14 protein-coding genes are annotated in these 26106 nt (G+C 39.0%); all 14 read left to right on the top strand.

Going from position 1 to position 26106, the window contains the following annotated elements:
- Window positions 1–886 precede the first annotated feature (886 nt).
- The 14 genes from OCK74_RS06610 (at window position 887) to nagB (ending at window position 26105) form a co-directional block, all read left to right on the top strand.
- Window positions 887–2065, top strand: a complete 1179-nt coding sequence (locus OCK74_RS06610) for an ROK family protein (protein WP_279296226.1) — start codon at window positions 887–889, stop codon at window positions 2063–2065.
- Between the two features lie 269 nt (window positions 2066–2334).
- Window positions 2335–5682, top strand: coding sequence for a SusC/RagA family TonB-linked outer membrane protein (locus tag OCK74_RS06615; protein ID WP_279296227.1), 3348 nt, complete (start codon window positions 2335–2337; stop codon window positions 5680–5682).
- Between the two features lie 32 nt (window positions 5683–5714).
- Window positions 5715–7298, top strand: coding sequence for a SusD/RagB family nutrient-binding outer membrane lipoprotein (locus OCK74_RS06620; protein WP_279296228.1), 1584 nt, complete (start codon window positions 5715–5717; stop codon window positions 7296–7298).
- 164 nt (window positions 7299–7462) lie between these two features.
- Entirely contained in the window at window positions 7463–9922 is a 2460-nt protein-coding gene (locus OCK74_RS06625) for a carboxylesterase family protein (protein ID WP_279296229.1), read from the top strand.
- Between the two features lie 78 nt (window positions 9923–10000).
- Entirely contained in the window at window positions 10001–11416 is a 1416-nt protein-coding gene (locus OCK74_RS06630; protein ID WP_279296230.1) for a glycoside hydrolase family 125 protein, read from the top strand.
- Window positions 11417–11433: 17 nt separating this feature from the next.
- Window positions 11434–13746: a GH92 family glycosyl hydrolase gene (locus tag OCK74_RS06635; RefSeq protein ID WP_279296231.1), complete on the top strand. Its 2313-nt coding sequence runs from the start codon at window positions 11434–11436 to the stop codon at window positions 13744–13746.
- A 281-nt stretch (window positions 13747–14027) separates the two neighbouring features.
- Window positions 14028–14756, top strand: coding sequence for a copper homeostasis protein CutC (locus OCK74_RS06640; RefSeq protein ID WP_279296232.1), 729 nt, complete (start codon window positions 14028–14030; stop codon window positions 14754–14756).
- A gap of 63 nt (window positions 14757–14819) precedes the next feature.
- Window positions 14820–16265 carry an alpha-L-fucosidase gene (locus OCK74_RS06645; RefSeq protein ID WP_279296233.1) on the top strand — a complete coding sequence of 482 codons (1446 nt, stop codon included), beginning with the start codon at window positions 14820–14822 and terminating at the stop codon, window positions 16263–16265.
- A 47-nt stretch (window positions 16266–16312) separates the two neighbouring features.
- Complete coding sequence (locus tag OCK74_RS06650; protein ID WP_279296234.1) at window positions 16313–18511, top strand: glycoside hydrolase family 3 protein; 2199 nt, start codon at window positions 16313–16315, stop codon at window positions 18509–18511.
- Window positions 18508–19632 (top strand): carbohydrate-binding family 9-like protein, encoded by a 1125-nt coding sequence (locus OCK74_RS06655; RefSeq protein ID WP_279296235.1) that lies wholly within the window; start codon window positions 18508–18510, stop codon window positions 19630–19632. Before OCK74_RS06650 ends, OCK74_RS06655 begins: the two co-directional genes overlap by 4 nt.
- Entirely contained in the window at window positions 19629–20717 is a 1089-nt protein-coding gene (locus OCK74_RS06660) for a family 10 glycosylhydrolase (protein ID WP_279296236.1), read from the top strand. Before OCK74_RS06655 ends, OCK74_RS06660 begins: the two co-directional genes overlap by 4 nt.
- Before the next feature lie 3 nt (window positions 20718–20720).
- Window positions 20721–23048, top strand: coding sequence for a GH92 family glycosyl hydrolase (locus OCK74_RS06665; protein WP_279296237.1), 2328 nt, complete (start codon window positions 20721–20723; stop codon window positions 23046–23048).
- A 53-nt stretch (window positions 23049–23101) separates the two neighbouring features.
- Complete coding sequence (locus OCK74_RS06670; RefSeq protein ID WP_279296238.1) at window positions 23102–24115, top strand: isoaspartyl peptidase/L-asparaginase family protein; 1014 nt, start codon at window positions 23102–23104, stop codon at window positions 24113–24115.
- Window positions 24116–24176: 61 nt separating this feature from the next.
- Window positions 24177–26105 (top strand): glucosamine-6-phosphate deaminase, encoded by a 1929-nt coding sequence (gene nagB / locus OCK74_RS06675; protein ID WP_279296239.1) that lies wholly within the window; start codon window positions 24177–24179, stop codon window positions 26103–26105.
- Window position 26106: the final 1 nt, after the last annotated feature.

The following is a 26106-nucleotide window of genomic DNA, read 5'->3' on the forward strand; positions in this document are numbered from 1 at the left end:
AGCCCCAGAAGAAGAACACCGAAATCAGCACCCCAAATTGGGACCAGCGCGTTTGTTGTGACATATGGAAGTTATTTGTTTTAGTTCGTTAGAATAATGAATGATTGGTTTATTAGAATTGAAATTACCCGGACTTGGATAGCTTTTATACTATATAACTTTTTAGTGTCATGCCGGGGGATAGATAGTTAATTAAAAAATTGTTTATTGATTATATGTATTAATTGTCCGTTTTACTTTTTAAAAGGTTGATCCAGTTGCTTTTTATTAACGTTTTAGCAGATTTTAAGCGTATTAAAATGTGTAATTGACAAATATTTTATTGTATTAAAATATTTTTACAATGGTATCTCAATAAAAATCTGCTTATTAAAAGAATGTTATTATTGAATCAAGAAATTCTTAAAAGTTTTTTCAAAGTAAAACATAAAAATTGAAAAAGTTCATTACTTTAGCAATAAATTTAAAAAGTCTTATTAAGATTTTAAAATGTTAGCAGTTCTTTGACAGGAAGTTTTCTTTATGCAATCATTAATTGGCTAGTAGAAGTGTGGGAAGTATGATTTATGGAGCTAGTATTAGTTGTGATTTTTATTATAAAGAAGATAGTGATATTGGCCTTTGTTCGTATATGTATTTATTTTCTTTTTCTGAGGGTAGGATTAGAAGTAGGAGTCTGGCATTCAATCAAAATAGAGTTATTTTAAAATTCAATCTTTTTGATGTGTGATCATTAATAAAGTATGTAATAGATGAGATTGTATTTTTAAGATTGATTAAAAAGTACCTTTGGATTTTAAATAGTTTTAAAAAGACTAAGTAATTTTTTAACTATTTATCTTTTTATATAAAATTTTACTAATCATTTATATTTTAAGTAAACAGGGTGGAAAAAAAGAAATTATATAAAGGTCAAATTGTAAAGGAACTATATTTTGCGAATACGCTCTCCTGTGCCGAATTAAGCTTAAAAATTAATAAGAGCCTGCCCTTAACAACGAAGATATTGGATGGATTAATTGAAGAGAATTGGGTGGTAGAAACAGGATATGCTCCTTCAACCGGTGGCCGTAGACCAATAATGTATTCATTGAAGCAGGATGTGATGTACATTGTTGCTGTTTCAATGGATCAGTTTGTTACCAGGATTGCTATAATGGATATGCAAAACAATTATATCTCTGAAGTAGAGAAGTTTGAATTGCCATTAGCAAAAAATTCAAAGGCTCTTTCCATACTGACAGACAAGATTAGTGAGGTTATTAAAGCATCTGGTATTCCAAAGTCCAGAATTGCTGGTATTGGAGTTGGTATGCCTGGATTTGTAGATGTGAAAAAAGGTATTAATTATTCATATTTTGAAACAAACGGAAAGAACATTACTGAGAACATATCAGAAAAAGTTGGATTACCTGTATTCATAGATAATGATTCCAGCCTTATTGCTCTTGCTGAGTTCCGATTTGGTGCAGCACGAGGTGCAAAAGATGCAATGATTGTGAATATTGGTTGGGGTAGTGGTTTAGGGATGATTCTAAACGGCGAACTGTACAGGGGGCATAACGGTCTTGCAGGTGAATTCAGTCATATACCGCTCTTTTTGAATGGTAAGTTGTGTAGTTGCGGAAAAAGAGGGTGTTTGGAGACTGAATCCTCATTGCTGGTGGTACTTGAAAAAGCAAGAAATGGTTTAAGAGCTGGTCGTGAATCAATGTTGAGGAATTTGTTTACAGATAATTTGGAACAGGCTACTGAGTCGATCATTACCGCAGCACAAGAGGGAGATCAATTCGCAATAGAATTACTATCTGAAGCAGGATATAATATCGGAAGAGGGGTTGCCATCCTGATTCATCTTTTAAATCCACGGGAAATTATACTGAGTGGAAGAGGGGCCCTGGCTGGAAAAATATGGCAGGCGCCAATTCAACAGGCAATTAATGAACATTGCATACCAAAACTTGCTACACATACTGTTATCGAAATATCAACATTAGGATATCAGGCAGAATTAATAGGGGCTGCTTCGCTCGTAATGGATAATTACGAAAAGAGCCTGCTATAAAAAGTATTGCCACACAATTTCAAACAGCTTATAGTTTAATCAATATATATAGTATACAATAAGAATTAATATCTTATTGTAATAATATCCTTTTCCTTAAAGAATCTTTAAGGGACCTGAAAGCTTTTTCCTCAAAAAATTTTATCATCAAAATAATGCCATATGTGATCTATTAAAGTCATGATGCAGGACGATTGCGTCGAATAATCAATAGCTGTATTCAGTTAACGTTTGCCTTTTCAATTTTTAATCAACTAAAATTTAACCAGATGAGGAAGTGTCTTCTGCTTTCTTTAGTACTGCTGCATGCGGTACTCTTTGTCGCGGCTCAAACCCGGCATGTTAGTGGTATTGTCATTGATGCTCAAAACAATCAACCATTAACAGGTGTAACCATTCAGATTCAAAATCAAAAAACATCTTCGCTTACCGGATCGGATGGCCGGTTTACAATTGCAACACCACAGGGACGGGTAACCTTAATTTTTTCGTATGTGGGTTTTGGTACAAAAAACCTTACTGTTGAACCTGGACAGACAAATTTGTCTGTACCTATGGAGGCCTCAGTCGGTCAAATGAATGAAGTTGTAGTAACTGCATTAGGTATTTCCAAAAAGCAAAAGGCTATAGGATATGCTACTTCAACCATTAAAGCCGAAGATTTAGTTCAGACTGGCTCACCCAACTTTGCATCTGCTTTGTATGGTAAAGCGCCTGGCGTGCGTATTGCTGCGGCTCCAGGTGGTGCCACCAGTGCTGTGAACATTCAAATTCGTGGTGTCAATTCGATTACTGGTAAAAACCAGCCATTGATTGTATTAGATGGTATGCCTATTCGTAATGAAGAAGTAAACAATGGTAATTATTGGGGTGATCAACGCTTACGTGGTAATGGTTTGTTAGACATTAATCCTGAAGATATTGATAATGTTTCGATCTTAAAAGGTGCCTCTGCTGCAGCCCTTTATGGATCAGAAGCTGTAAACGGTGTCGTATTGATTACCACTAAAAATGGCGCCAAAAGTAAAAAAGGATTTTCAGTAGATGTGAATACGAACTATAGTGTTGATAAAGTTGCCTTTTTACCAAAATATCAGCATGTAAGAGGTGCTGGTGCTCCTTTAAATGTAAATAACGCTGGTCAGGATGATGCTGGTTTTATTTATTATGACGTGGATGGTGATGGTGTTAAGGAAACAAGAGGAATTCTCAACTTCAGCATCAATTTTGGTCCCAAGTTCGACGGAAAGCCAACAATGGCTTGGGATGGCGTGATAAGACCATACTCAGATCAGGGTGATAATTATGCTGGTTTATTTCAAACGGCGCATAATCATAATATAAATGTGGCTTTATCCCAAAGCTCTGAAAATTCAAGCACTCGTTTTTCTTTAACACGTCAGCAAAACCAGGGTGTGAGTTTAGGCGCTGAAAATTCTAAGAATATTGCCAACTTGAACAGCTCTTTCAAATTGGGTAAGAAATTCACTACTGATCTTCTGGTAAATTTCATCAATCAGGAAGTGAAGAACCGTCCATATTCTATCGATAGGATGATGAATAACTTTACTGGTATGATGGGAAGGTTTGATAATGCAGACTGGTATCTGTCAAAATATAAAACCAGTAAAGGTTACCGTTTTGTAACCGGTTCTAATCAAAGCTTGACACCAGATGAAAATATTAAATACAACGGGTTTAAGTCTGATATAGCCGACTATGTTTGGAGAGTGAAAGAACACAATGAAAGCGAGAAGAGTAACCGTGTAATTGCTAACTTGACAAATACCTGGCAAATTATCGATGCATTAAAACTCCGTGCAAGAGTTGCTACAGACTTTACTTCTCAAAAAACAGAAAGCAAAAAATCAACTGAAGTACCGTTGTCAATAGGAAATTCTGGATCTTTTGGTTTGGCACAATATCAGAATAGCATCATTTATGGTGATGTGTTATTAACCTATACCAAAGAAATCACGCCTGATATCGATGTGAATGTTATGGGTGGCTACACAGCAACAAAAGAAACTGGAACTTCTACTTTATTAGAAACTAAAGATGGTTTGAGTGTTGAAAACTGGTTTGATTTGGCTGCATCTGTTGATAAAGTCACTTACGATCCTACAAACAGGAGTTTTAATTACCGCAATGAATTAGTAAAAGATGCCTTTATTGGTACAATTAACGGTAGTTACAAAAGCTATTTGTTCCTGGAAGGTACTCTTCGTAGAGATAGAACTTCTACGATGAATCCAAACAATAATAGTTTTGTATATCCTTCAGTGAACTCCAGTTTTGTATTTACCGAAGCATTTAACCTGCCTTCCTTTATCAATTTCGGTAAATTACGTGCTTCTTGGGGTATAGTTGGTAACTATCCGGATATTTACAGAGCGAATATAGCTTATGATCAAAATACATTAGGCGTACAGGCAGTTGGTGGAAAACCTGTTCTTTATACCACGCTTCCTGCAAACTTTGGCAATGATGCAATCAGGCCTGAGGAGAAGCATGAAATTGAGTTTGGTTTGGAAACAAAATTCCTGAACAATCGTTTAGGTTTGGATGTTTCTTACTATAACGGTCAGATCAGGGATCAGATATTACCATTAACAATTCCTGCAAGTTCTGGAGCTACTACAGTTTTAACTAATATTGGTACATTAAGAAATAAAGGAATCGAGGTTGGTATTACTGGAGCGCCTGTAAGCAATTCAAATTTCAGATGGGATGCAGGAGTTAATTTCTCCATGAACAGAAACGTCGTTGAAAAACTGGCATCTGGTTCTGATGAATTGTTGCATCAAGATTATGATGGAAATGCAGCTACCCTAGTGTCCAAAGTGGGTCAACCAATGGGTGACTTCTATGCACATCCAATAGCAACAAATTCAAAAGGAGAAAAAATTGTAGATCCAAATGGTTTGTACAAAGTAGATCCGGACAAAATGGTGAAAGTAGGAAATGCGATGCCTAAGATGGTAGGTGGTGTTTTCAATACATTTACTTATAAAGGAATCTCTTTGGATGCCTTAGTTGATTTCCGATTCGGTGGTCATATTATGCCAACTGGTATCAACTGGATGATCAGTCGTGGATTATTGGAAGAAAGCTTAAACTATATGGATGCAGAACATGGAGGTTTAAGTTATTATGTCGATGCGAATGGAAAAGGTGTTCAGACAACCGCAGCTCAAGGTCCTAACGGAGAAAAAGTATACCATGATGGGATGCTCCTGGAAGGTGCAACTGCAGATGGCCAAAAAAACACAAACGTTACATCTCAAGCCAACTATTACTGGACAGTATATAACTGGGGCGGTCCTCAATATAGCCCCAATACCCGTTATGAACTTTATATCCAAAAGAACAGCTATGTTAAGTTTAGGGAAATTTCATTAGGCTATAAAATACCTGCTAGACTTGTTAGTAAAATAGGAGCTAAAAATGTTCAATTGTCTGTATTCGGCCGTAACCTGTTCTATATCTACAGAACATTGAAAAATCTCGATGCTGAACAAACTACTGCTGGTTCAAGATGGTTCCAAACACTGAACAATGCGGGTACAAATCCATCAACCAGGAGCTTTGGTGTAATGCTTAGAGCTGGTTTCTAAAATAATTTAATGAAAAGCAATAAAAATATTGTATGAAGAAAATATTGTTTATTCTGGTGGCAACAGGCGCCATTTCTTTGACCGCTTGCAAAAAATCAGACTTTGCAGATAGCTATGCGAATCCTTCAAGCGTTGCAAATTCAAATGTTGAAAAACAATTTGCAGGCTTTTTGGCCTCTAATCGTTGGTATGTATTGCCTGATTATTGGAATTATTTTGTTGTCCTGAGAACTACTTTGAACCATTACAATCAGGCTGTTGGTTGGGCAAACTCTGCTAACCAGTATGTTCCAGGTGCAGCAAGCATCACTGATCGTTGGAATAATTATTATAATTTCTTAGCACAGTTTAGGGAATTAGAAAACATATATGCTAAACTTCCTGAGGATGATCAAAAGGACAGGCGCATATTTATGATCGCAGCAACCATCTATCTATATGATCATACACAAAAGGTGGTAGATCTGCATGGTGATATTCCATGGAGTGAAGCAGGGAAAATGAGTGCCAACGGTGGTGATTACGCTAATTCCCTTCCGAAATATGATAAAGCAGATGCTATCTATACTAAGATGCTTGATGATTTGAAGGGTTTCGCTGATGAATTGAATACCATAAGTATCAAGAACCCTATTCAGGAAGGATTTAAAAACCAGGACTTTGTTAATAATGGCGATCTGGCAATTTGGAAAAAATACTGCAACTCATTACGGTTAAGGATGTTAGCAAGAGTTTCTGGAGTAACTGCATTCCAGTCTAGGGTTGCAACGGAAACTGCTGCAATTTTAGGAGATCCTAATAAGTATCCGTTGATCACAGACAATGCTGACAATGTCTTAATTAATGTCTATAATCTCAATTCAGAAATTCATTCAAAGAATTTCAGAACAGGATTGGAAGATTGGGATGGTAACATTGCTGGTAAAGCCATGATTGACCACATGAAAACCAATAGCGATCCCAGGTTAAGAGCTATTTTTGAACCCGGAGCAAATGCAGGCGGAGTTTACAATGGTTTGGATCCAATGTTGAACTCTTCTACTCAAACTTCTTTGATTGCAGGTGGTACAATGTCTATTTATAATCGCTCTACTTTAAGCCGTAATCAATATTTCCCTGGTGTATTGATCACTGCTGCTGAAGTAAGTTACTTGGTTGCTGAAGCATATTTAAGAGCAGGTAATGATGCAGCAGCTAAAACAGCTTACAACAAAGGCATTGCTCAATCAACTGAGTTTTATTATTGGTTAAGAACCCTGAGCAATGACAATGTATCTGGAACACTGGCTCCAACGAATGCTACAGAAATTGCGGCTTATGTTGCTAGTCCAGGTGTAAAATGGGAGAACGCCACAACTACTGCTGAAAAGCTGAAGTTACTGGCAACCCAGAAGTGGATACATTTCAATGTTGTGCAGCCGGTTGAAAGTTGGGCAGAGATTAGGCGTTTTGATGCACCTGTATTCAACTTTGAAGTGGATAATGCGAATGCACAGAAGCAACCTCCTTATCGCTGGTTATATGCAACTGCAGAACAGACTTATAATACTGCAAATTATTCGACAGTAAAAGCTCAGGATAATCTAACGACTAAGATTTTCTGGGATACCAAATAAGTTAAATTTTAAAATGCCTAATTAATAAAAAGACCACGCTTAGGTATTAAGCGTGGTCTTTTTATTAAGTTTACAATGCTAACATTAAGAATTGTTCTTTAATCCGGAATTGCTGCATCTCAATGTTGTGATAAACATGGTTCATTATTAGTCAACTAACAACTATGAAGAAGATTTTTTGCTCATTGTTACTTGTCTCTTTTTGTATTGGGAAATCAACTTTAGCGCAGGAAGTTTATCAATTCACAAAGGCATTGACCATAACTTCTGTTCACCACTATGGCAGGGAGGCTATTTATACAGATCAATTGGCTTACCAGTATTTTGCAAATACTTTAAAAGCACCTGTTGCGGGTCAAACATTCGGGACCAACGATAGTGGGCAGACTGTAATTTGGAAGGCTCTTGAAGCTGACAGCCTGAACAGGTTTAGGACCAGGGAATTTGGAGGGGGTGGAACTTATTTGTATTTAACATATTCATCAGATAGGGATCGATCTGCCTTGCTTCATGTAAAAGGCAACAGTGCTCTTTTTTTCAATGGCGAACAACATACAGGTGATCCATATAGTTCCGGTTGGCTATATATTCCGGTTCAGGTAAAGAAAGGCTTGAACGAGATTTATTTACGCTCATTTGGTATGGTGCAAGCTCGGTTGCTGTTCCCGGAAAAACCAGTGATATTGAATGTTGAGGATCCAACTATGCCCAGTATTGTATTGAATGAAAACAATAAAACTTTACAAGGTGCAGTTGTTGTGATCAATACTACTGCTCAAGCATTGAAAAATCTAAATATTAAAAGTAGGATAAATGGAAGTGAGCTAAACACGGCTTTACCTGTTGTTCCCGCACTTTCCATACGTAAAGTGAGTTTTGCATTGAATGCTGATGGCGTTGATCAAAAAGGACAATTTGAATGTTCATTGGTTCTTTTACAAAATGCAAAGCCTATTGATGAGAAGAAAGTGACACTGGAGGCAGTCGGGCCTACCGAAAAGTATAGCCAAACATTTATTAGTTATATTGATGGAAGTCTTCAGTATTATGCAGTAGCACCCCAAAATTCATCTTCTGATAACTCATCTCATGCACTATTTCTTTCTGTCCATGGAGCTGGGGTGGAAGCTATTGGCCAGGCAAAGGCTTACCAGTCAAAAGACTGGGGCACTTTAGTAGCAGCTACCAACCGGCGTCCTCGTGGCTTTAACTGGGAAGACTGGGGCCGTTTGGATGCACTGGAAGTATTACAATTAGCTAAAGATAGATTTAACCCTGACCCCAAACGGATCTATCTCACAGGCCATTCTATGGGCGGCCATGGCACCTGGTTCTTAGGAGCTACCTACCCGGATAAATGGGCCGCAATAGCCCCCTGTGCTGGCTATCCAACATTAAAAGAATATGGTTCAGCTGATGGCAAGATCCCGGACAGTAGCAGGTCGCAAATGGAACAGATGTTACTAAGAGCAAGCAACCAAAGTGATGTTGTCAAACTTGTCAGCAATTACAAGCCCCTTGGCATTTACATTTTGCATGGAGATTCTGATAAAGTGGTTTCTGTGAATTATGCCAGGCAAATGAAAAAACAACTGGCTGATTTTCATGCTGATCTTAGTTACTATGAATATCCGGGAGGAGAACATTGGTATGGCAATGAAAGTGTAGACTGGAAGCCATTATTTGATTTTTTCAAATGGCACCAAAAACTTCCTGATAGTTCATTGAATACGATTGATTTTATAACCTCTAATCCGGGCATTTCGCCTAGTAACCGCTGGGCATCAGTTCAACAGCAAATTCATCCATTACAATACAGCAGGATCAAACTAAACAGGAATAAGAATAAAAGAACAATCACAGGAACAACTGAAAATGTACAATTGCTTAAATTGGATCTTTCAAACTTTGGAATTCATACTACTGTAACAATTGATCTGGATAGCTTAAATAAAATAAGTTATACAACAAGTAGCGATCAGGATAGTTTGTACCTGCTGAAACAAAATAATCAATGGGGTATTACAAATCAGCCTGGATTCGAACAAAAAGGCCCACATCGTTACGGAACCTTTAAAGAGGCCTTCAATTATAAAATGGTTTTCGTTTACGGTACAATAGGTTCAAAAGATGAAAATGAATGGAGCTTCAACAAAGCCCGTTATGATGCAGAAACATGGTATTATCGTGGCAACGGTGCAGTTGATGTAATATCAGATAAAGACTATTCACAGTCACTTTATAAAGGCCGGAATGTAATTATTTATGGAAATGCCAATTCAAATAGTGCTTATAAATTGTTATTACAGTCGTGCCCTATTCAATTAGAACGTAATACAGTAAAAGCTGGCAACCATATTTGGAAAGGTGATGATTTAGCTGCTTATTTTATTTGGCCAATGAAAGGAACGAACAATAATTCAATAGGAGTAATTGGGGGAACAGGGCTGAAGGGAATGAATGCTGCAACTGGCAACCAATACTTTGCTGGAGGCAGTGGATTCCCTGATTTTATGGTATTCAGTCTTGGTATGTTGCGCACAGGTGGAAATGAGGTGAAATTGGCCGGCTTTTTTGATAATGCTTGGAAACTTTCTGAAAGTGAAATGATTCAAAATAAATAAATATCAGGCCTCAAGTAGAATCATTAAAGAGGCACTTTTTCAATTCTAATGTAAAAACCAAAAATGCATAATTGACATATGAACAGAAATGAATTTATCCGCAATACAGGTTTATTAGGAACAGGATTATTGTTAAGGAATTTTTCTTTTGCAAAAACATATGGAGAATTTCCCGAGGTCCGTACACCTCTCGATCAAAGGAAGTTTCACAGCAAGGCAATTGAAGATGCCATAGTTGAATTTAAAAATAATGTAAAGAATAAGGAATTAGGCTGGTTGTTTGAAAACTGCTTTCCCAATACTTTGGATACTACAGTAGAATTTGAAATGAAAAGTGGGAAGCCTGACACTTATGTGATTACTGGAGATATTGATGCAATGTGGCTGCGCGACAGTACCGCCCAGGTTTGGCCTTACTTGAGTTTTATTAAGAAGGATAAAGATTTACAGCAACTCATTGCAGGTGTTATTAACCGGCAAACTAATTGTATCCTGAAGGATCCTTATGCGAATGCTTTTTACAAGGATGAAAATAAAATTAGTGAATGGAAGAGTGATCTAACTACCATGAAGCCTGGCATTCACGAACGCAAATGGGAAATTGATTCATTATGTTATCCTATCCGGTTGGCCTACCATTACTGGAAGATCAGTAGGGATACAACTCCTTTTGATGAAGAATGGCAACAGGCTATTAAAGCAACACTGAAAACCTTTAAAGAGCAACAGCGTAAACAAGGTAATGGACCTTACACATTTCAAAGAACTACAGCCTGGGCTACAGACGGCGTTCCTTTAGCAGGATACGGTTATCCGGTTAAACCTGTTGGATTAATTTGTTCTATGTTTAGGCCCAGTGATGATGCTACAATTTATCCTTTCCTCATTCCTTCCAATTTTTTTGCTGTCATAAGCTTAAAGCAAGCTGCTGAAATGATAAAGACGATGGCGAAAAATAACCAACTGGCAAGTGAACTGCTAAGCCTGGCTATTGAGGTTGAAACAGCATTACAGAAGTATGCGATCATCAATCATCCTCAGTATGGAAAGATCTATGCTTATGAAGTGAATGGCTTTGGTAGTTACAACTTGATGGATGACGCTAATCTTCCCAGTTTGTTGTCATTACCATATCTGGGAGCTATTCCTAATACAGATCCTATTTATATGAATACACGTAAGATGCTTTTATCTGAAAATAATCCTTTCTTCTTCAAAGGAAAGGCTGGCGAGGGCATTGGCGGACCGCATGCCGGTATGCATATGATCTGGCCATTAAGCATTATCACTCGTGGATTGACCAGCAATAATGTGCAGGAAATTAATAAATGTATCGAGACGCTGCGTAAGACACATGCAGATACGGGCTTTATGCATGAATCCTTTCATATGGACGATCCCTCGAAGTTTACCCGCAAATGGTTCGCTTGGGCAAATACCATATTCGGGGAGTTTTTATGGAAAGTATATCAGGAAAGGAAAATAGAAATTTAAGATTTAAAAACCGTCAAATGTTGCTTGCTTTAAAATACTGTAAAAGAGCTTTTATATCACTGATACTTTGTTTGTTATTACTGGATGCTGCTTCCCAGGTTTCGAACGCTGCCAGCTTGATTGATATGGTAAATCCTTTAATGGGCACTGCATCTAAGAATAGCTTATCAACAGGTAATACTTATCCGGCTATCGCATTGCCTTGGGGTATGAACTTCTGGGTGCCGCAAACCGGCAAAATGGGGGATGGGTGGGTATATACCTACGATGCTGAAAAGATCCGCGGTTTTAAACAAACTCACCAGCCTTCTCCCTGGATCAATGATTATGGCCAGTTTTCTTTAATGCCGGTTACGGGTAAATTGAAGTTCAGGGAAGATGAGCGGGCAAGTTGGTTTTCTCATAAAGCAGAAACTGCAAAGCCATATTTTTACAGTGTTTACCTTGCCGATCATGATGTTGTTACTGAGATTGCGCCTACAGAGCGTGCTGCATCATTTCGTTTCACCTTTCCGCAAACAGACAGTGCTTTTGTTGTTTTAGATGCATTTGACAAAGGGTCCTTTGTCAAAATCATTCCTTCGGAAAATAAAATTATAGGATACACCACGAAAAATAGCGGTGGAGTACCCACAAACTTTAGGAACTATTTTGTGCTCTATTTTGATAAGTCTTTTGATATTACCTATGTCTGGCACGACAGTATTCTAGTAAAGGATGCCTTGGAAATCATGACAGATCATGCAGGAGCAGCAGTCGGTTTCAAAACACGGAAAGGAGAAAGAGTAAATGTTAGAGCAGCGTCTTCTTTTGTCAGCTATGAGCAGGCAGAACTGAATTTACAGAGGGAATTAGGTAAAAATGAATTTGAAACAGTAAAGCAAAAGGCTAAAAATGTCTGGGAAAAGGAGTTTTCCAGGATTAAAGTGGAAGGTGGTACAGATGACCAGATACGAACATTCTATTCCTGTCTTTATCGAACCATGCTATTTCCCAGGAAGTTTTATGAGCTTGATGCCAATGGGAAAGTGATTCATTACAGTCCCTACAATGGTAAAGTTTTGCCTGGCTATATGTTCACTGATAATGGCTTTTGGGATACCTTCCGGGCAGTTTTTCCCCTTTTTAATCTCATATTCCCTTCCTTGAATGCACAGATTCAGGAGGGTTTGGTGAATGCCTACAAGGAAAGTGGCTGGCTGCCAGAATGGGCAAGTCCTGGTCACAGGGATTGTATGATTGGCTCTAACTCTGCATCAATAATTACTGATGCTTATCTGAAAGGTATTAGAGGCTATGACATCAATATTTTGTACGAAGCGCTTTTGAAGAATTCTGAGAATGAAGGACCGTTAGGTTCTGTTGGACGAAAGGGAGTGGGTTATTACAACCAACTTGGTTATGTACCTTATAATGTAGGGATCAATGAGAACGCAGCTCGTACACTCGAGTATGCCTATGCTGATTACTGCCTTTACCTATTGGCCAAGGAGCTAAAAAGACCTGCAGAAGAAATAGAAAGGTTTGCAAAACGTGCTCAGAACTACCGCAATCTTTTCGACCCGTCCCATAACTTGATGCGTGGGAAAAATAGTGATGGTGCTTTTATGTCTCCATTCAATCCGTTTAAGTGGGGTGATGCTTTTACCGAAGGGAATAGTTGGCACTATACATGGAGTGTGTTTCATGATGTGCAAGGACTAATTAGTTTAATGGGAGGTGAAAAGTCATTTGTAAAAATGCTCGACTCCGTATTTAAGGTGCCTCCCATTTTTGATGCAACATATTATGGCTCTGTGATCCATGAGATTCGGGAAATGCAGATCATGAACATGGGAAATTATGCCCATGGAAATCAGCCGATACAACACATGATCTATTTGTATAACTATGCTGGCGAGCCCTGGAAGACACAATATTGGGTTCGTGAGGTCATGAGCCGGCTATACTCGCCAACACCAGATGGCTATTGTGGCGATGAAGATAATGGGCAGACATCGGCCTGGTATGTGTTTTCTGCTTTAGGGTTTTATCCTGTTTGTCCTGGTACGGACCAATATATTTTAGGGACGCCGCTGTTCCCAAAAGTAACTTTAAAACTGGAAAGTGGAAAAACAATAGCCATTACTGCACCATCCAATAATAAAGAAAACAAATACATTCAATCTCTATCAGTAAATGGCCGGTTATATAGGAAGAATTGGATTAGCCACAAGACTTTAATGCAAGGAGCTACATTGAATTTTTCCATGACAGCTTTACCCAATAAGGAAAGGGGGGCGAATACTGATGCCTATCCCTACTCCTTTTCAGGAAAAAAGGAATTTTAAAATTCTGTCTAAGTGAAAATGCTTAGCAATAATTATTAAACTTTTGTCTTTTTTTTAAAAAGTTAATTAAATTTTTAAATAAGTTTCTATCTTAGTCGGGCATTTTATAAAGCTTTGCTGTTCTAAATATTGCAATTATGCAACATGGCTAATAAATGGCCGACAAGAGCTAAATTTCTGATGATTTATAACTGTTGAAATGGTTTTAGATCAAATTGTGCGTTCGACTTGTGGCAATCTGAAATAGGGTAGCTTAATTTATTTATAAACAATATATAAAGTTGGATTATACAATTGAAATAGCAACTACAGATTTCATTACTACTGAATCTGCTGTGAAAGGAGGGGCAGATCGAATAGAATTATGTAGTGCAATATCTGAAGGTGGGTTAACTCCTTCTATGGGTCACATCAGGAAATGCAGAGAAATGTTTGATCTACCTATTTTCCCAATTATTCGTCCAAGAAGTGGTGATTTTCTATACACTGATGAGGAATTTGATCTGATGATGAGTGATGTAAAACTATGTAAAGAATTAGGATGTAATGGTGTGGTTATAGGGTTTTTATTAAATGATGGCATGATTGACAAGGTTAGGATTGAAACAGTTGTTCGTGCTGCTTATCCAATGGAAGTAACATTTCACCGTGCTTTCGATCGTTGTAAAGATCCTTTTATAGCTTTAGAAGAGTTGATAGAAGCAGGTTGCCAACGAATTCTCACTTCGGGTCAGCAAATAAAGGCCACAGACGGTCTTGATCTGATCAAACAATTAATTGAGGCTGCAGGTGATAGAATAATTATTATGCCGGGAAGTGGATTGAATCCAGCTAATATTAAGTATGTAGCTGAAGCAACAGGAGCAAGAGAATTTCATGGCGCATTGCGCAGTTCAGCTGAAAGTAAAATGGAATTTATGCTTCCGTCTTTCGCGGCTATAGGAGATTATATAAACCCGGCTATTAAAGAAAATGATGTAAGGGAATTTAAAAAAGCATTGATGCTGTAGATCATATGCTTTTGTGATGTAGTCTTTAAAAACAAACAGTATAATTTTTTCAAAATGCGTCATATGAAGTTCTTATATGCTATTTTTCTTTGGAGCTTTATTATAGGATTTAATAATTGTATAGTAGCTCAGGAAAATGTTCATCCTCAATCTTCAAAATATGAATGGCCTGAAGAAGCTGCTGTAAGAGCGAAACTTGAAAAATGGCAGGACCAAAAGTTTGGTATCATCATTCACTGGGGGTTATATGCTGTACCTGGTATTATGGAGTCCTGGAATCTTTGTTCAGAAGAATGGATTGACCGGGATAGCAATGTAACTTATGAAGACTATAAGCAATGGTATTGGGGCCAAAAGGATAAATTTAATCCAGTAAACTTTAATCCTGATGATTGGGCTAAATACGCTAAAGAGGCGGGCATGCGTTATTTAGTGTTTACGACCAAGCATCATGATGGCTTCAATATGTTTGATACCAAGCAAACTGACTTTAAAATATCCAACGGTCCTTTTAAGAACAATGCCAAAGCAGATGTTGCTAAATATGTTTTTGAAGCATTCCGGAAAAAAGACTTCATGATTGGTGCATATTTTTCTAAGCCCGATTGGCATTCAGAATATTATTGGTGGCCGAAATATGCAACCTCAGACCGTAACAATAACTATGATATTCGTAAGTTCCCGTGGCGCTGGAATAAATTCAAGGAATTTACTTATAACCAGATAAGCGAACTAATGCATGATTATGGCTCTATCGATATTCTCTGGCTCGATGGAGGTTGGGTAAGGCCACGTGAAACTGTGAATGCAGAAGTGTTATCCTGGGGTGCGCGCATACCTGAATGGAGTCAGGATATTGATATGCCAAAGATCGCTTCAATGGCAAGAACGGCTCAACCTGGTTTGCTAATGGTTGACCGGACCGTACATGGACCTTATGAAAATTATCAAACACCGGAGCAAAGAATCCCCGAACAACAACTTGACCACCCTTGGGAAAGTTGTATGACACTTGCCAATAACTGGGGTTATGTACCAAATGATCGGTATAAAACTTCTGCTAAGGTTATTCAGGTTCTTATAGAAGTGGTAGCTAAAGGAGGAAGCCTATTATTAGGCGTTGGCCCTAAACCAGATGGTACTTTGCCCGACGAAGCCGTTCAGCGGATGAAGGAAATTGGCCAATGGATGAACAAAAATGGAAAGGCTATTTACAATACCCGTACTACTAAGAATTTTCATGAAGGCAATGTCTGGTTTACACAAAATGTGAAAGAAGGCGTCCGGTATGCCCTGGTTTGTTTACCTGATCAGCAGCAAGTTGCCAAGGAAATCTCTTGGCATAATAACCTGCCTAAAAAAGGCAGTAAAGTAAAGCTATTAGCTACCGGGGAAACAGTAAAGTGGAAAGCGGAAGAAAGCAAAGTAACTGTATACCTGCCTTCTTCCATCATTAATTCAAAAGAAACCTATCCGGCATTGGCCTTTTCGTTTACACCAGCTGATTGATTTTCTTGAACTGTTGAATTATTGTAATGAACAATTAAATAACTCTGATGTTTCTGAATATAAAAAAAATATCACGTTGTGTAACAATCTTTTGTATTTGCTTTGGAATAACTATTCTGGGTAGGGTATATGCACAGGGACAAAGTGCAGTGCCGGTTTTTCGAAATGCTAAAGAGCCATTGCAAAAAAGGGTGGCTGATTTGTTGAGCCGGTTAACGGTGGAAGAAAAAATATCCTTATTGGGTTATAGAAGCAAAGCTGTTCCAAGGCTGGGTATACCTGCTTATAACTGGTGGAATGAGGCCTTACACGGTGTTGCCAGAGCTGGCAAGGCAACAGTATTTCCGCAAGCTATTGCCATGGCTGCTACTTTCAATGATAGTCTTGTTGAGCAGGTGGCTAATGTGATTTCGACGGAAGCCCGTGCCAAATATAATTTGTCGACATCAATGGATAGACGTCAGCAATATATGGGACTTACATTCTGGTCGCCAAACATCAATATCTTTCGCGATCCACGCTGGGGCAGAGGCCAGGAAACTTATGGAGAAGATCCTTTCCTGACAGCTTCAATGGGGGTGGCCTTTGTAAAAGGCATGCAAGGTAATGATCCCAATTACCTGAAAACAGCAGCCTGTGCCAAGCATTTTGCTGTGCACAGTGGTCCAGAAGCTGGACGCCATTCCTTTAATGCTGTAGTTGATGAAAAAGATCTCCGAGAGACTTATTTATGTGCGTTTAAAAAGTTGGTAGATGCTGGTGTAGAATCAGTAATGTGCGCTTATAATCGGCTGAATGATCAGCCTTGCTGCACCAATAACGAGTTGCTTCGTCAAATACTTCGTAATGAATGGAAGTTTAAAGGTCATTTAGTTACTGATTGTTGGGCGTTGGAAGATATCTGGAGATCGCATAAGGTCATGAATAGTAGTGTAGAAGTCGCAGCTGCAGCAATAAAAGCTGGTGTCAATCTGGACTGCTCTAATATGCTGCAGGATGATCTTATCAAAGCCTTTCAGAGAAAACTTGTTACTGAAAAAGAAATCGATTCCTCTTTATCCGGAATTCTCCGCACCCAATTCAAACTGGGATTTTTTGATGAAAAAACCAGTATTCCTTTCAGTACTCTGGGCGCCGAAAGTGTACATACCTCTAAGAACATAGAATTTGCAAGAATTGCCGCTCAGCAGAGCATGGTGCTTTTGAAAAATGATAAAGGTTTATTACCGTTGAATAAAGACCAATTCAAATCTATTATGGTACTCGGCCCCAATGCTGGTGCTTTAGATCCCTTGGTGGCCAACTATCATGGCATGTCGGGTAATATGGTCACCTTTGCAGAAGGTATCACTGAGGCTGCTGGCCCTGAAACAGCAGTGCAATACGATCAGGGTAGTGATTATACGGACACAGTACATTTTGGAGGTTTATGGGCTGCCGGGGAAAGTGATCTTGCTATAGCTGTAATAGGCTTGACGCCGGTTTTGGAAGGTGAAGAAGGCGATGCTTTTTTAGCTGCAAACGGTGGGGATAAGCTGAGTCTTGATCTGCCTGCTGCGCATATAAAGTTCTTAAAGGAATTGCGCAAGAAGAACAAGCCAGTGGTTGTGGTTGTAACTGCTGGGAGTGCTGTAGATATTGCAGCTATAGAACCATATGCAGATGCAATTATTTTAGCCTGGTATCCGGGTGAACAAGGGGGCAATGCTCTTGCAGACATTTTGTTTGGAAAGATTTCACCCTCCGGTCGCCTGCCGGTAACATTTTATAAATCGCTTAATGATCTACCTCCTTATGAAAGCTATAATGTAGCAGGAAGGACTTATCGTTATTTCAATGGAAAAGTACAATATCCTTTTGGTTATGGATTGAGTTATACTTCATTTGATTATTCTTGGGCAAAACAACCGGATAAGGTTCGTTCGTTGCAAGATTCGATTGTTTTTTCAGTCGCAATAAAGAATTCCGGAGATATGGAGGGGGATGAAGTAGCCCAAACTTATATTCAATATCCAAATTTGGAGCGGATGCCGATTAAAGAATTGAAAGGTTTTAAAAGAGTGCATGTTCAAAGATGCGGAGAAAGCATTGTGAGATTTGCCATTCCTGTGAAAGAACTGCAGAAGTGGGATATCAAACAAAAGCAGTGGAAACTTTATCCTGGAATTTACCGCATTCTAGTGGGCTCCAGTTCTCAGGACATCCGGCTACAAACTTCTTTAAAAATTGAACAGGGTATTAAATGAGTTTGATCAAGACCAAAAAGTTGTTATTAAAGATCACGGTTGTTTTGACTTTCACTGTCTTGACTCAAAGCAGTGAAAGTCAAACAATGTATAATGGCCCTGAATCTTTCGTATGGCAACCCAGAGGTTATATTACCCATTTTGCTACTAATGCTCCTATTATAGATGGAAATATAAGCGATGCTGTATGGCAACAAGCTGACTGGTCAGATAATTTTATAGACATTGAAGGTGCATCAAAGCCGGAGCCACGTCTGAAAACGAAAGTTAAAATGCTTTGGAATGATTCCTGTCTTTTTATTGCAGCAGCTTTAGAAGAATCCCATTTATGGGCATCAATTCAAAAGCATGATGCCATCGTTTATCAAGATAATGACTTTGAAGTTTTTCTGGACCCTGATAACAATGCTCATGATTATTTTGAAATTGAGGTAAATGCTTTTAATACCATATTCGACCTGTTTCTGACGAAGCCATACAGGAATGGGGGCAAAGCATTGATACCTTTTGAAATCGTTTCTCTTCAATCTGTTGTAAAAGTACAGGGCACTCTGAATGATCCTACCGACAAAGACAGTGGATGGACTGTTGAGATGGCCATCCCATTTCGTTCTGTGACCTTTGGCAATTATGGGAAGGTGCCTGAAGAAGAAACTACTTGGCGAATTAATTTTTCTCGGGTACAATGGGATTTGGATATTGTGAATAATTCTTACATCAAAAGGAAGAATAGTTTAGGAAAAGATCTTCCAGAACATAATTGGGTATGGTCGCCACAAGGCATCATTAATATGCATTTTCCAGAACGATGGGGTTACCTCCAATTTACCCGTGATCCTCAAAAAAATAAAGTTTTTACACTTCCTTATACCGAAAAGCAGAAACAATATTTATGGTCTGTATACTATCGGCAGAAAGAATACTTTGCTAGAAATGGGAAGTATGCAATGAGCTTGAAAGATTTAGGCTGGGATACACCCGCTTTAGAAGTAGACGGGATCAAAAACAAAATAATGGTTGAAGCCTCTGGCCACCAATTTGCCGCATTTATCGGCGATGAGCATCATAACTGGTCTATCAATAATGAAGGATATGTTAATCAAATAAAACAAATCCAATGACGAACAGAAGAAACTTCTTTAAAAACTCTTTGTTGGTTTCATTATCTCCAGCTATTCAGTCATTTGCGTTGCCGCCCATTCATTCTGAACGAAAAACTCAATTGAAGCATTGGGCATGGATTCATCCAAAAGCTGAAGATTCGGACGAAACACTGAAAAATAGGTATAAAAGTTACTATGAAGCAGGTATTCGAGGCATTTTTTTCGAAGCTGATGTTGAAAAGCATTTCCGTATAGCAAAAGGGGAAGGCTTGGAGACCCATCGCTGGATATGGACGCTAAACAGAGGAGAGCAATCTTTACTTCAGACGCATCCTGAATGGTACAGCATTAATCGTAAAGGTGAATCCTGTGCAGACAAGCCGCCTTATGTAAATTATTATCGTTGGTTATGTCCTTCAAGGGAAGAGGTGATTCAGTACCTTGAAAATGAGGTGAGGCAGATCCTCGATAAGGAATACGTGGATGGCATCCATTTGGATTATGTACGTTTCTGCGATGTGATACTGCCTGTTAATCTGTGGAGTAAATATGGTATTGAGCAAACTAAAGAATTGCCTCAATATGATTATTGTTATTGTTCTGTTTGTCGCGAAAAATTCAAGGAGTGGAAAGGAATGGATATTGCCCAGACAGAATATCCTGAAGCGAATTTGTCATGGCGGCTATTCCGCTATCAGGCAGTAACCAAGGTCGTAAACAGGTTGTCTGCCATAGCGCATGCTCGCAGGAAACCCATTACAGCTGCTGTTTTTCCTACTCCGGAAGTTGCCCGCCGTAATGTGCGTCAGGACTGGGTATCCTGGAATCTCTCCGGCATTTGTCCTATGATCTATCATGGTTTCTATAAAGAAAATATTTCCTGGATTGGAGATGCAGTAGGGGAAGGTATTGCCGCTTTACATCATAAGTTCCCTTTGTATGCCGGGTTGTATCTGCCCGATTTCAAAGATCAAACTGAGATAAGGCAAGGCATCAAAAACGCATTGGAAAGAGGCGCTTCAGGAGTTTCATTGTTTGGTAACATCACTGATGAAGTCCTGTCTTCTTTAAAACAGGCTTCTGCAGTATCAAAAAAAATATAGTTTATGCTTTTGAGAAAAGTACATTCGAAATTGCTTGTTTGCAGTAAGTACATAGGGAGTTTTCTACTAGTAAATTTTCTGGGATTACTTGCTTTTGGTCAGCAAAAGAAAGCACAATCTGTTCTTGTTTCCGGATTGTCCAACTTAACGCAGTATGTTGACCCATATATTGGTACAGGTTTCCATGGCCATGTATTTATGGGGGCGAATGTCCCATTTGGTGCTGTTCAATTAGGACCCGTTAATATGTCCGAAGGCTGGGATTGGTGTTCAGGTTATCACATTTCTGATTCTACTATTATAGGTTTTTCGCATACTCACCTGAGTGGTACAGGCATTGGTGATCTGGGAGATATTTTGGTGATGCCAGCAACAGGCACAGTAATGCCCAGGAAAGGGAAATTAGGTAAGCCCGAAAGTGGCTATTATTCTCTTTTTTCACACAGAGATGAAAAAGCGCAACCAGGGTATTATTCTGTGAATTTAAAAAGGTACAATATAAAGGCAGAACTAACAGCAACGCAACGGGTAGGGTTTCACCAATATACCTTTCCTGCGTCGGATAGTGCACAGTTGATCTTCGATCTAAAGGAAGGAATTGGATGGGATGGTTCTGTTGAGACAATGATTCAAAAAATAAATGATACTACTATTGCGGGCTATCGTTATTCCAAGGGATGGGCCCCTGATCAGCGTATTTATTTTACTGCAATTTTTTCAAAACCTTTAAAAGGCTTTGCCATCTATGAAGATTCTATAGTTCAAAAAGGGAACTCATATACAGGAAAAAGGACAAAAGGGGTCGTTTCTTTCACTACCAAAAGGGATGAAAAGATACTTGTAAAGGTGGGTATCTCACCAGTTAGTATAGAAAACTCATTCAAGAATATAATGGCTGAACTTCCTCATTGGAAATTTGACACTGTTGTGGCGAAAGCAGATGCAGCATGGAATCTTGAACTAAATAAGGTTAGGATCGAAGCCAATGATCTTTCAAGGATGCGTACATTTTATACAGCCTTGTATCACACAATGATAGCTCCTTCAATTTATAATGACCATAATGGAGACTATCTGGGAACAGATAAAAAAGTGTATAAAAATGCGCCTTTCAATAACCTGACAACTTTTTCACTTTGGGATACTTACCGCGCCGCCCATCCACTATTTACTATTCTTCAATCTGAGAAGGTAAATGATATGGTCAATTCTATGCTAGCCATTTACAAACAGCAGGGTACGCTTCCTATATGGCACTTGATGGGTAATGAAACCTATTGTATGCCCGGATACAGTTCAGTACAAGTAGTGGCTGATGCATATTTAAAAGGATTTCGTGGTTTTGATACCGCACTGGCATTTGAGGCAGTAAAAGCCACAGCGATGCAGAATGATAGAGGGGTAGCATTTGTAAAGAAGTATGGCTTCATTCCAGCTGATAGTATGGTGGAATCCGTAGCCATGGGTATGGAGTATTCAATTGCTGATTGGGGTATAGCCCAAATGGCCAAAAGAATGGGTAAGGATGAAGATTACCAATATTTCTCTAAACGGGCTAAAAATTATAGTCATTACTTTGATCCGGAAACTCGTTTCATGAGGGGAAAGATTTCTGATACTGCCTGGCGTACACCCTTTAGTCCTTTTGAATCTCGCCATAGAAAAGATGATTTTGCAGAAGGTAATTCCTGGCAATACACCTGGATGGTTCCACATGATGTGGAAGGTTTAATCGCTCTATTAGGGGGAGAAAAGGCATTTGCCAAAAAGCTTGACTCTCTTTTTATGCTGAAGGCACATATGGGAGGAGAAGCATCCAGTGATATCACTGGATTGATAGGTCAATATGCTCATGGCAATGAGCCTAGTCACCACGTAACTTACTTATATGCTTTTGTTGGTGAACCCTGGAAAACAGCTGATAAAGTAAGATATATACTTGATAGCCTGTATTCAGACAAACCTGATGGTTTATGTGGAAACGAAGACGTAGGCCAGATGTCTGCGTGGTATTTATTTTCTGCTTTAGGATTCTATCCTGTTAATCCATGTAATGGACTTTATGTATTCGGAAGCCCTGTGATCAATAAGGCAACACTTGTTTTGGAAAAGGGAAAAGTTCTTCAAATAAATGTAAAGAATAATGGATCTGGCAATAAGTATATTCAGCGGATGAGTTTGAATGGGAAGCCATTTACCAGGTCTTATATCACTCACCAGGAGTTAATGAATGGGGGCAAATTAGAAATTGAAATGGGCAGCAAACCCTCTAAGACATGGGGTGTCAACAAAAAAGACTGGCCCTATTCCGAGAACAATAAAAGTATTTGAAATAATCATACAGTTGCTTTTAACTAAATATTCAAGAATTTAATTAGATCAGAATGTTAAACAGAAGAAGCTTTCTTCAGTTCACTTCATTAGGCACAGCCAGTGTATTTACATCAAAACTGTTTGCAACAGAAAAAAAAGGCTTTCGTCCAATTGTAATTTCTACCTGGAATGAAGGGATCAATGCCAATAAAGCTGCATGGAACATCTTACGCAGCAAGGGCAGAGCACTAGATGCTGTAGAAGCGGGTGTTATGGTTACTGAGGCATCACAAAACTGTTGTGTAGGTTTAGGTGCAAATCCGGACAGGGATGGAATTGTAACCTTAGATGCTTCCATTATGGACGAACATGGTAATTGCGGTTGTGTAGGTGCACTGGAAAGAATTAAACATCCTATATCAGTTGCTAGAAGAGTGATGGAAAAGACTCCACATGTGATGCTGGTGGGAGAGGGTGCACAAAAGTTTGCCATTGCAGAAGGATTCCCTTTAGAGCCTCAGCAATTGTCTGCCGATGCAGAGAGGTCATACAAAGAATGGTTGAAGAAGTCTGAATATAAACCAGTGATCAACATCGAAAACAAAGGCCATGGACCTTTCGCTCCATTACATCTTGAGAATGGCGACTGGAATCACGATACCATTGGAATGGTGGCACTAGATGCCATGAGCAATTTAAGTGGTAGTTGTACAACCAGTGGAATGGGCTTTAAGATGAGGGGAAGGCTTGGTGACTCGCCTATAATTGGAGCTGGCTTATATGTCGATAATGAAGTAGGGGCAGCAACAGCAACAGGTTTAGGTGAAGAAGTAATCAAAATATGCGGAACTCATTTAGTTGTTGAATTCATGCGCCAGGGAAATAATCCGGAAACAGCCTGCAGAAAAGCGGTAGAACGTATCGTAAAACGCGACAAAGAAAAAGCAAAAAATACCCAAGTGGGCTTTATAGCTATTAATAAGAAGGGTGAGTTTGGCGGTTATTGCCTGCAAAAAGGATTCAATTATGCTGTTTGCTATGGTGATGATACCAATTTTATGGTAGATGCAAAGCATTGGTTCTAGTACATTCTCCTTTCTTGCGGATCAATAAAAAGTACTGTTTTAAATACGAAAATGAATAAAAATGGCACGACTAAATCTTTTAGAAGAAACTCGTTATGAAAAATTACCAGTTACCGTATACCCCGATCAGTATCTTGCATCTAAGGAGGTTGCACAAAGAATTGCTGAATTGATTAAGAAAAAAAATGAGGAAGGCAAGAAAGCCATTCTGGGTTTAGCTACTGGTACCACACCAATTTACGTTTATAAAGAGTTGGTGAGGATGCATAAAGAAGACGGGCTCAGTTTTAAAAACGTGGTCACTTTTAACTTGGATGAATATTACCCGATGAATCCTGCTGCGGTACAGAGCTATGTAACCTTCATGAATGAAAATTTGTTTAGCAAGGTTGACATTGACAAGAATAATATTCATATCCCAGATGGCTCTTTACCGTTGGATGATATAGAAGAATATTGCCGTGGATACGAGCAAAAAATAAATGAATATGGTGGTATTGACTTACAGATTCTGGGCATTGGGAGAACTGGCCACATTGGGTTTAATGAACCTGGTTCGGCTCCAAATTCTGGAACCCGCCTTGTAACACTTAATGATTTGACCAGGAGGGATGCTGCGCGTGATTTCGGAGGCAAGTCTAATGTGCCAATGAAAGCCATTACTATGGGTATCGGGACAATCTTTAAAGCCCGTGAAATCATACTGATGGCCTGGAGTAAACATAAGGCCTCCATTATCAAAAAATCAGTGGAAGAAGAAGTGTCTGCTGATGTGCCTGCAACATTTTTACAATTATGCGATAATGTAGAATTCTTCCTAGATGAAGATGCAGCTTCTGAATTGACCCGGTTTGATACCCCTTGGCTTGTGAAGGACTGCACCTGGACAGACCAATTAGTAAAAAAGGCAGTTATCTGGCTAGCTCGTATTACCAATAAACCAATTCTGAAACTTACAGAAGAGGATTATAATAATCATGGCATGGCTCAACTGGCCACTCAACAAGGCCCGGTTTATAACATCAATATTAACATTTTTAATAAGGTGCAGCAAACCATTACAGGATGGCCTGGCGGTAAACCTGATGCTGATGATAGCCAACGACCTGAAAGGGCAACTCCTGCACAAAAGAGAGTTGTTATTTTTTCACCGCATCCGGATGATGATGTGATTTCAATGGGAGGTACTTTTATCCGTTTAGCAGACCAAGGGCATGACGTACATGTTGCTTACCAAACTTCTGGTAATACAGCAGTATGGGATGATGATGTTTTAAGGTTTGTGGAGTTTTCCATAGATTTTTTACAATCGCAAGGACAAGATACCAAAGATCTTGCATGTACATATGATAAAATGAGGTCTTTTTTTGAAGGTAAAAAACCTAATCAGGTGGATATCAAAGAAGCACAAACCATTAAAGGCTTAATCAGGAAGGGTGAGGCCATTGCCGGAGCTCGCTTTGCCGGACTAAGTGATGATCATATTCACTTTATGGCACTGCCTTTTTATGATCGTATGAAAACGCAGAAGAATGTTGACTTTGAAGATGATATTCAGCAAACAATGGCTTTGCTGCAGCAAATCAAGCCACACCAGGTTTTTGCTGCAGGTGATTTCGCTGATCCCCATGGAACACATATCAAATGCTTCGATATTATATTACAGGCCTTGTTGAGGTTAAAGAAAACCGAAGATTGGGTTAAGGATTGCTGGCTATGGATGTACCGTGGTGCGTGGCACGAGTTTGAAACTCATGAAATTGAAATGGCCGTACCACTTTCTCCAAAAGAGGTGGAGCGTAAGCGCTTGGCAATATTCAAACACCAGTCACAAAAAGACAGACCCGTTTTTCCTGGTGATGATGCTCGTGAATTTTGGGTGAGGGCAGAGGACAGGAACAGGGAGACAGCAAAAGCATATGATCAACTAGGACTTGCAGAATATGAAGCTATGGAAGCTTTTGTAAAATGGGATCTAAGCAAAAACTAGC

It is taken from the genome of Paraflavisolibacter caeni, from assembly GCF_025628885.1.
Taxonomy (GTDB): domain Bacteria; phylum Bacteroidota; class Bacteroidia; order Chitinophagales; family Chitinophagaceae; genus Flavisolibacter; species Flavisolibacter caeni.

Coding starts and splice junctions, on each gene's coding strand:
- OCK74_RS06615 (WP_279296227.1), top strand. CDS start 2,335: ATGAGGAAGTGTCTTCTGCTTTCTTTAGTACTGCTGCATGCGGTACTC.
- OCK74_RS06620 (WP_279296228.1), top strand. CDS start 5,715: ATGAAGAAAATATTGTTTATTCTGGTGGCAACAGGCGCCATTTCTTTG.
- OCK74_RS06625 (WP_279296229.1), top strand. CDS start 7,463: ATGAAGAAGATTTTTTGCTCATTGTTACTTGTCTCTTTTTGTATTGGG.
- OCK74_RS06630 (WP_279296230.1), top strand. CDS start 10,001: ATGAACAGAAATGAATTTATCCGCAATACAGGTTTATTAGGAACAGGA.
- OCK74_RS06635 (WP_279296231.1), top strand. CDS start 11,434: ATGTTGCTTGCTTTAAAATACTGTAAAAGAGCTTTTATATCACTGATA.
- OCK74_RS06645 (WP_279296233.1), top strand. CDS start 14,820: ATGAAGTTCTTATATGCTATTTTTCTTTGGAGCTTTATTATAGGATTT.
- OCK74_RS06650 (WP_279296234.1), top strand. CDS start 16,313: ATGTTTCTGAATATAAAAAAAATATCACGTTGTGTAACAATCTTTTGT.
- OCK74_RS06655 (WP_279296235.1), top strand. CDS start 18,508: ATGAGTTTGATCAAGACCAAAAAGTTGTTATTAAAGATCACGGTTGTT.
- OCK74_RS06660 (WP_279296236.1), top strand. CDS start 19,629: ATGACGAACAGAAGAAACTTCTTTAAAAACTCTTTGTTGGTTTCATTA.
- OCK74_RS06665 (WP_279296237.1), top strand. CDS start 20,721: ATGCTTTTGAGAAAAGTACATTCGAAATTGCTTGTTTGCAGTAAGTAC.
- OCK74_RS06670 (WP_279296238.1), top strand. CDS start 23,102: ATGTTAAACAGAAGAAGCTTTCTTCAGTTCACTTCATTAGGCACAGCC.
- nagB (WP_279296239.1), top strand. CDS start 24,177: ATGGCACGACTAAATCTTTTAGAAGAAACTCGTTATGAAAAATTACCA.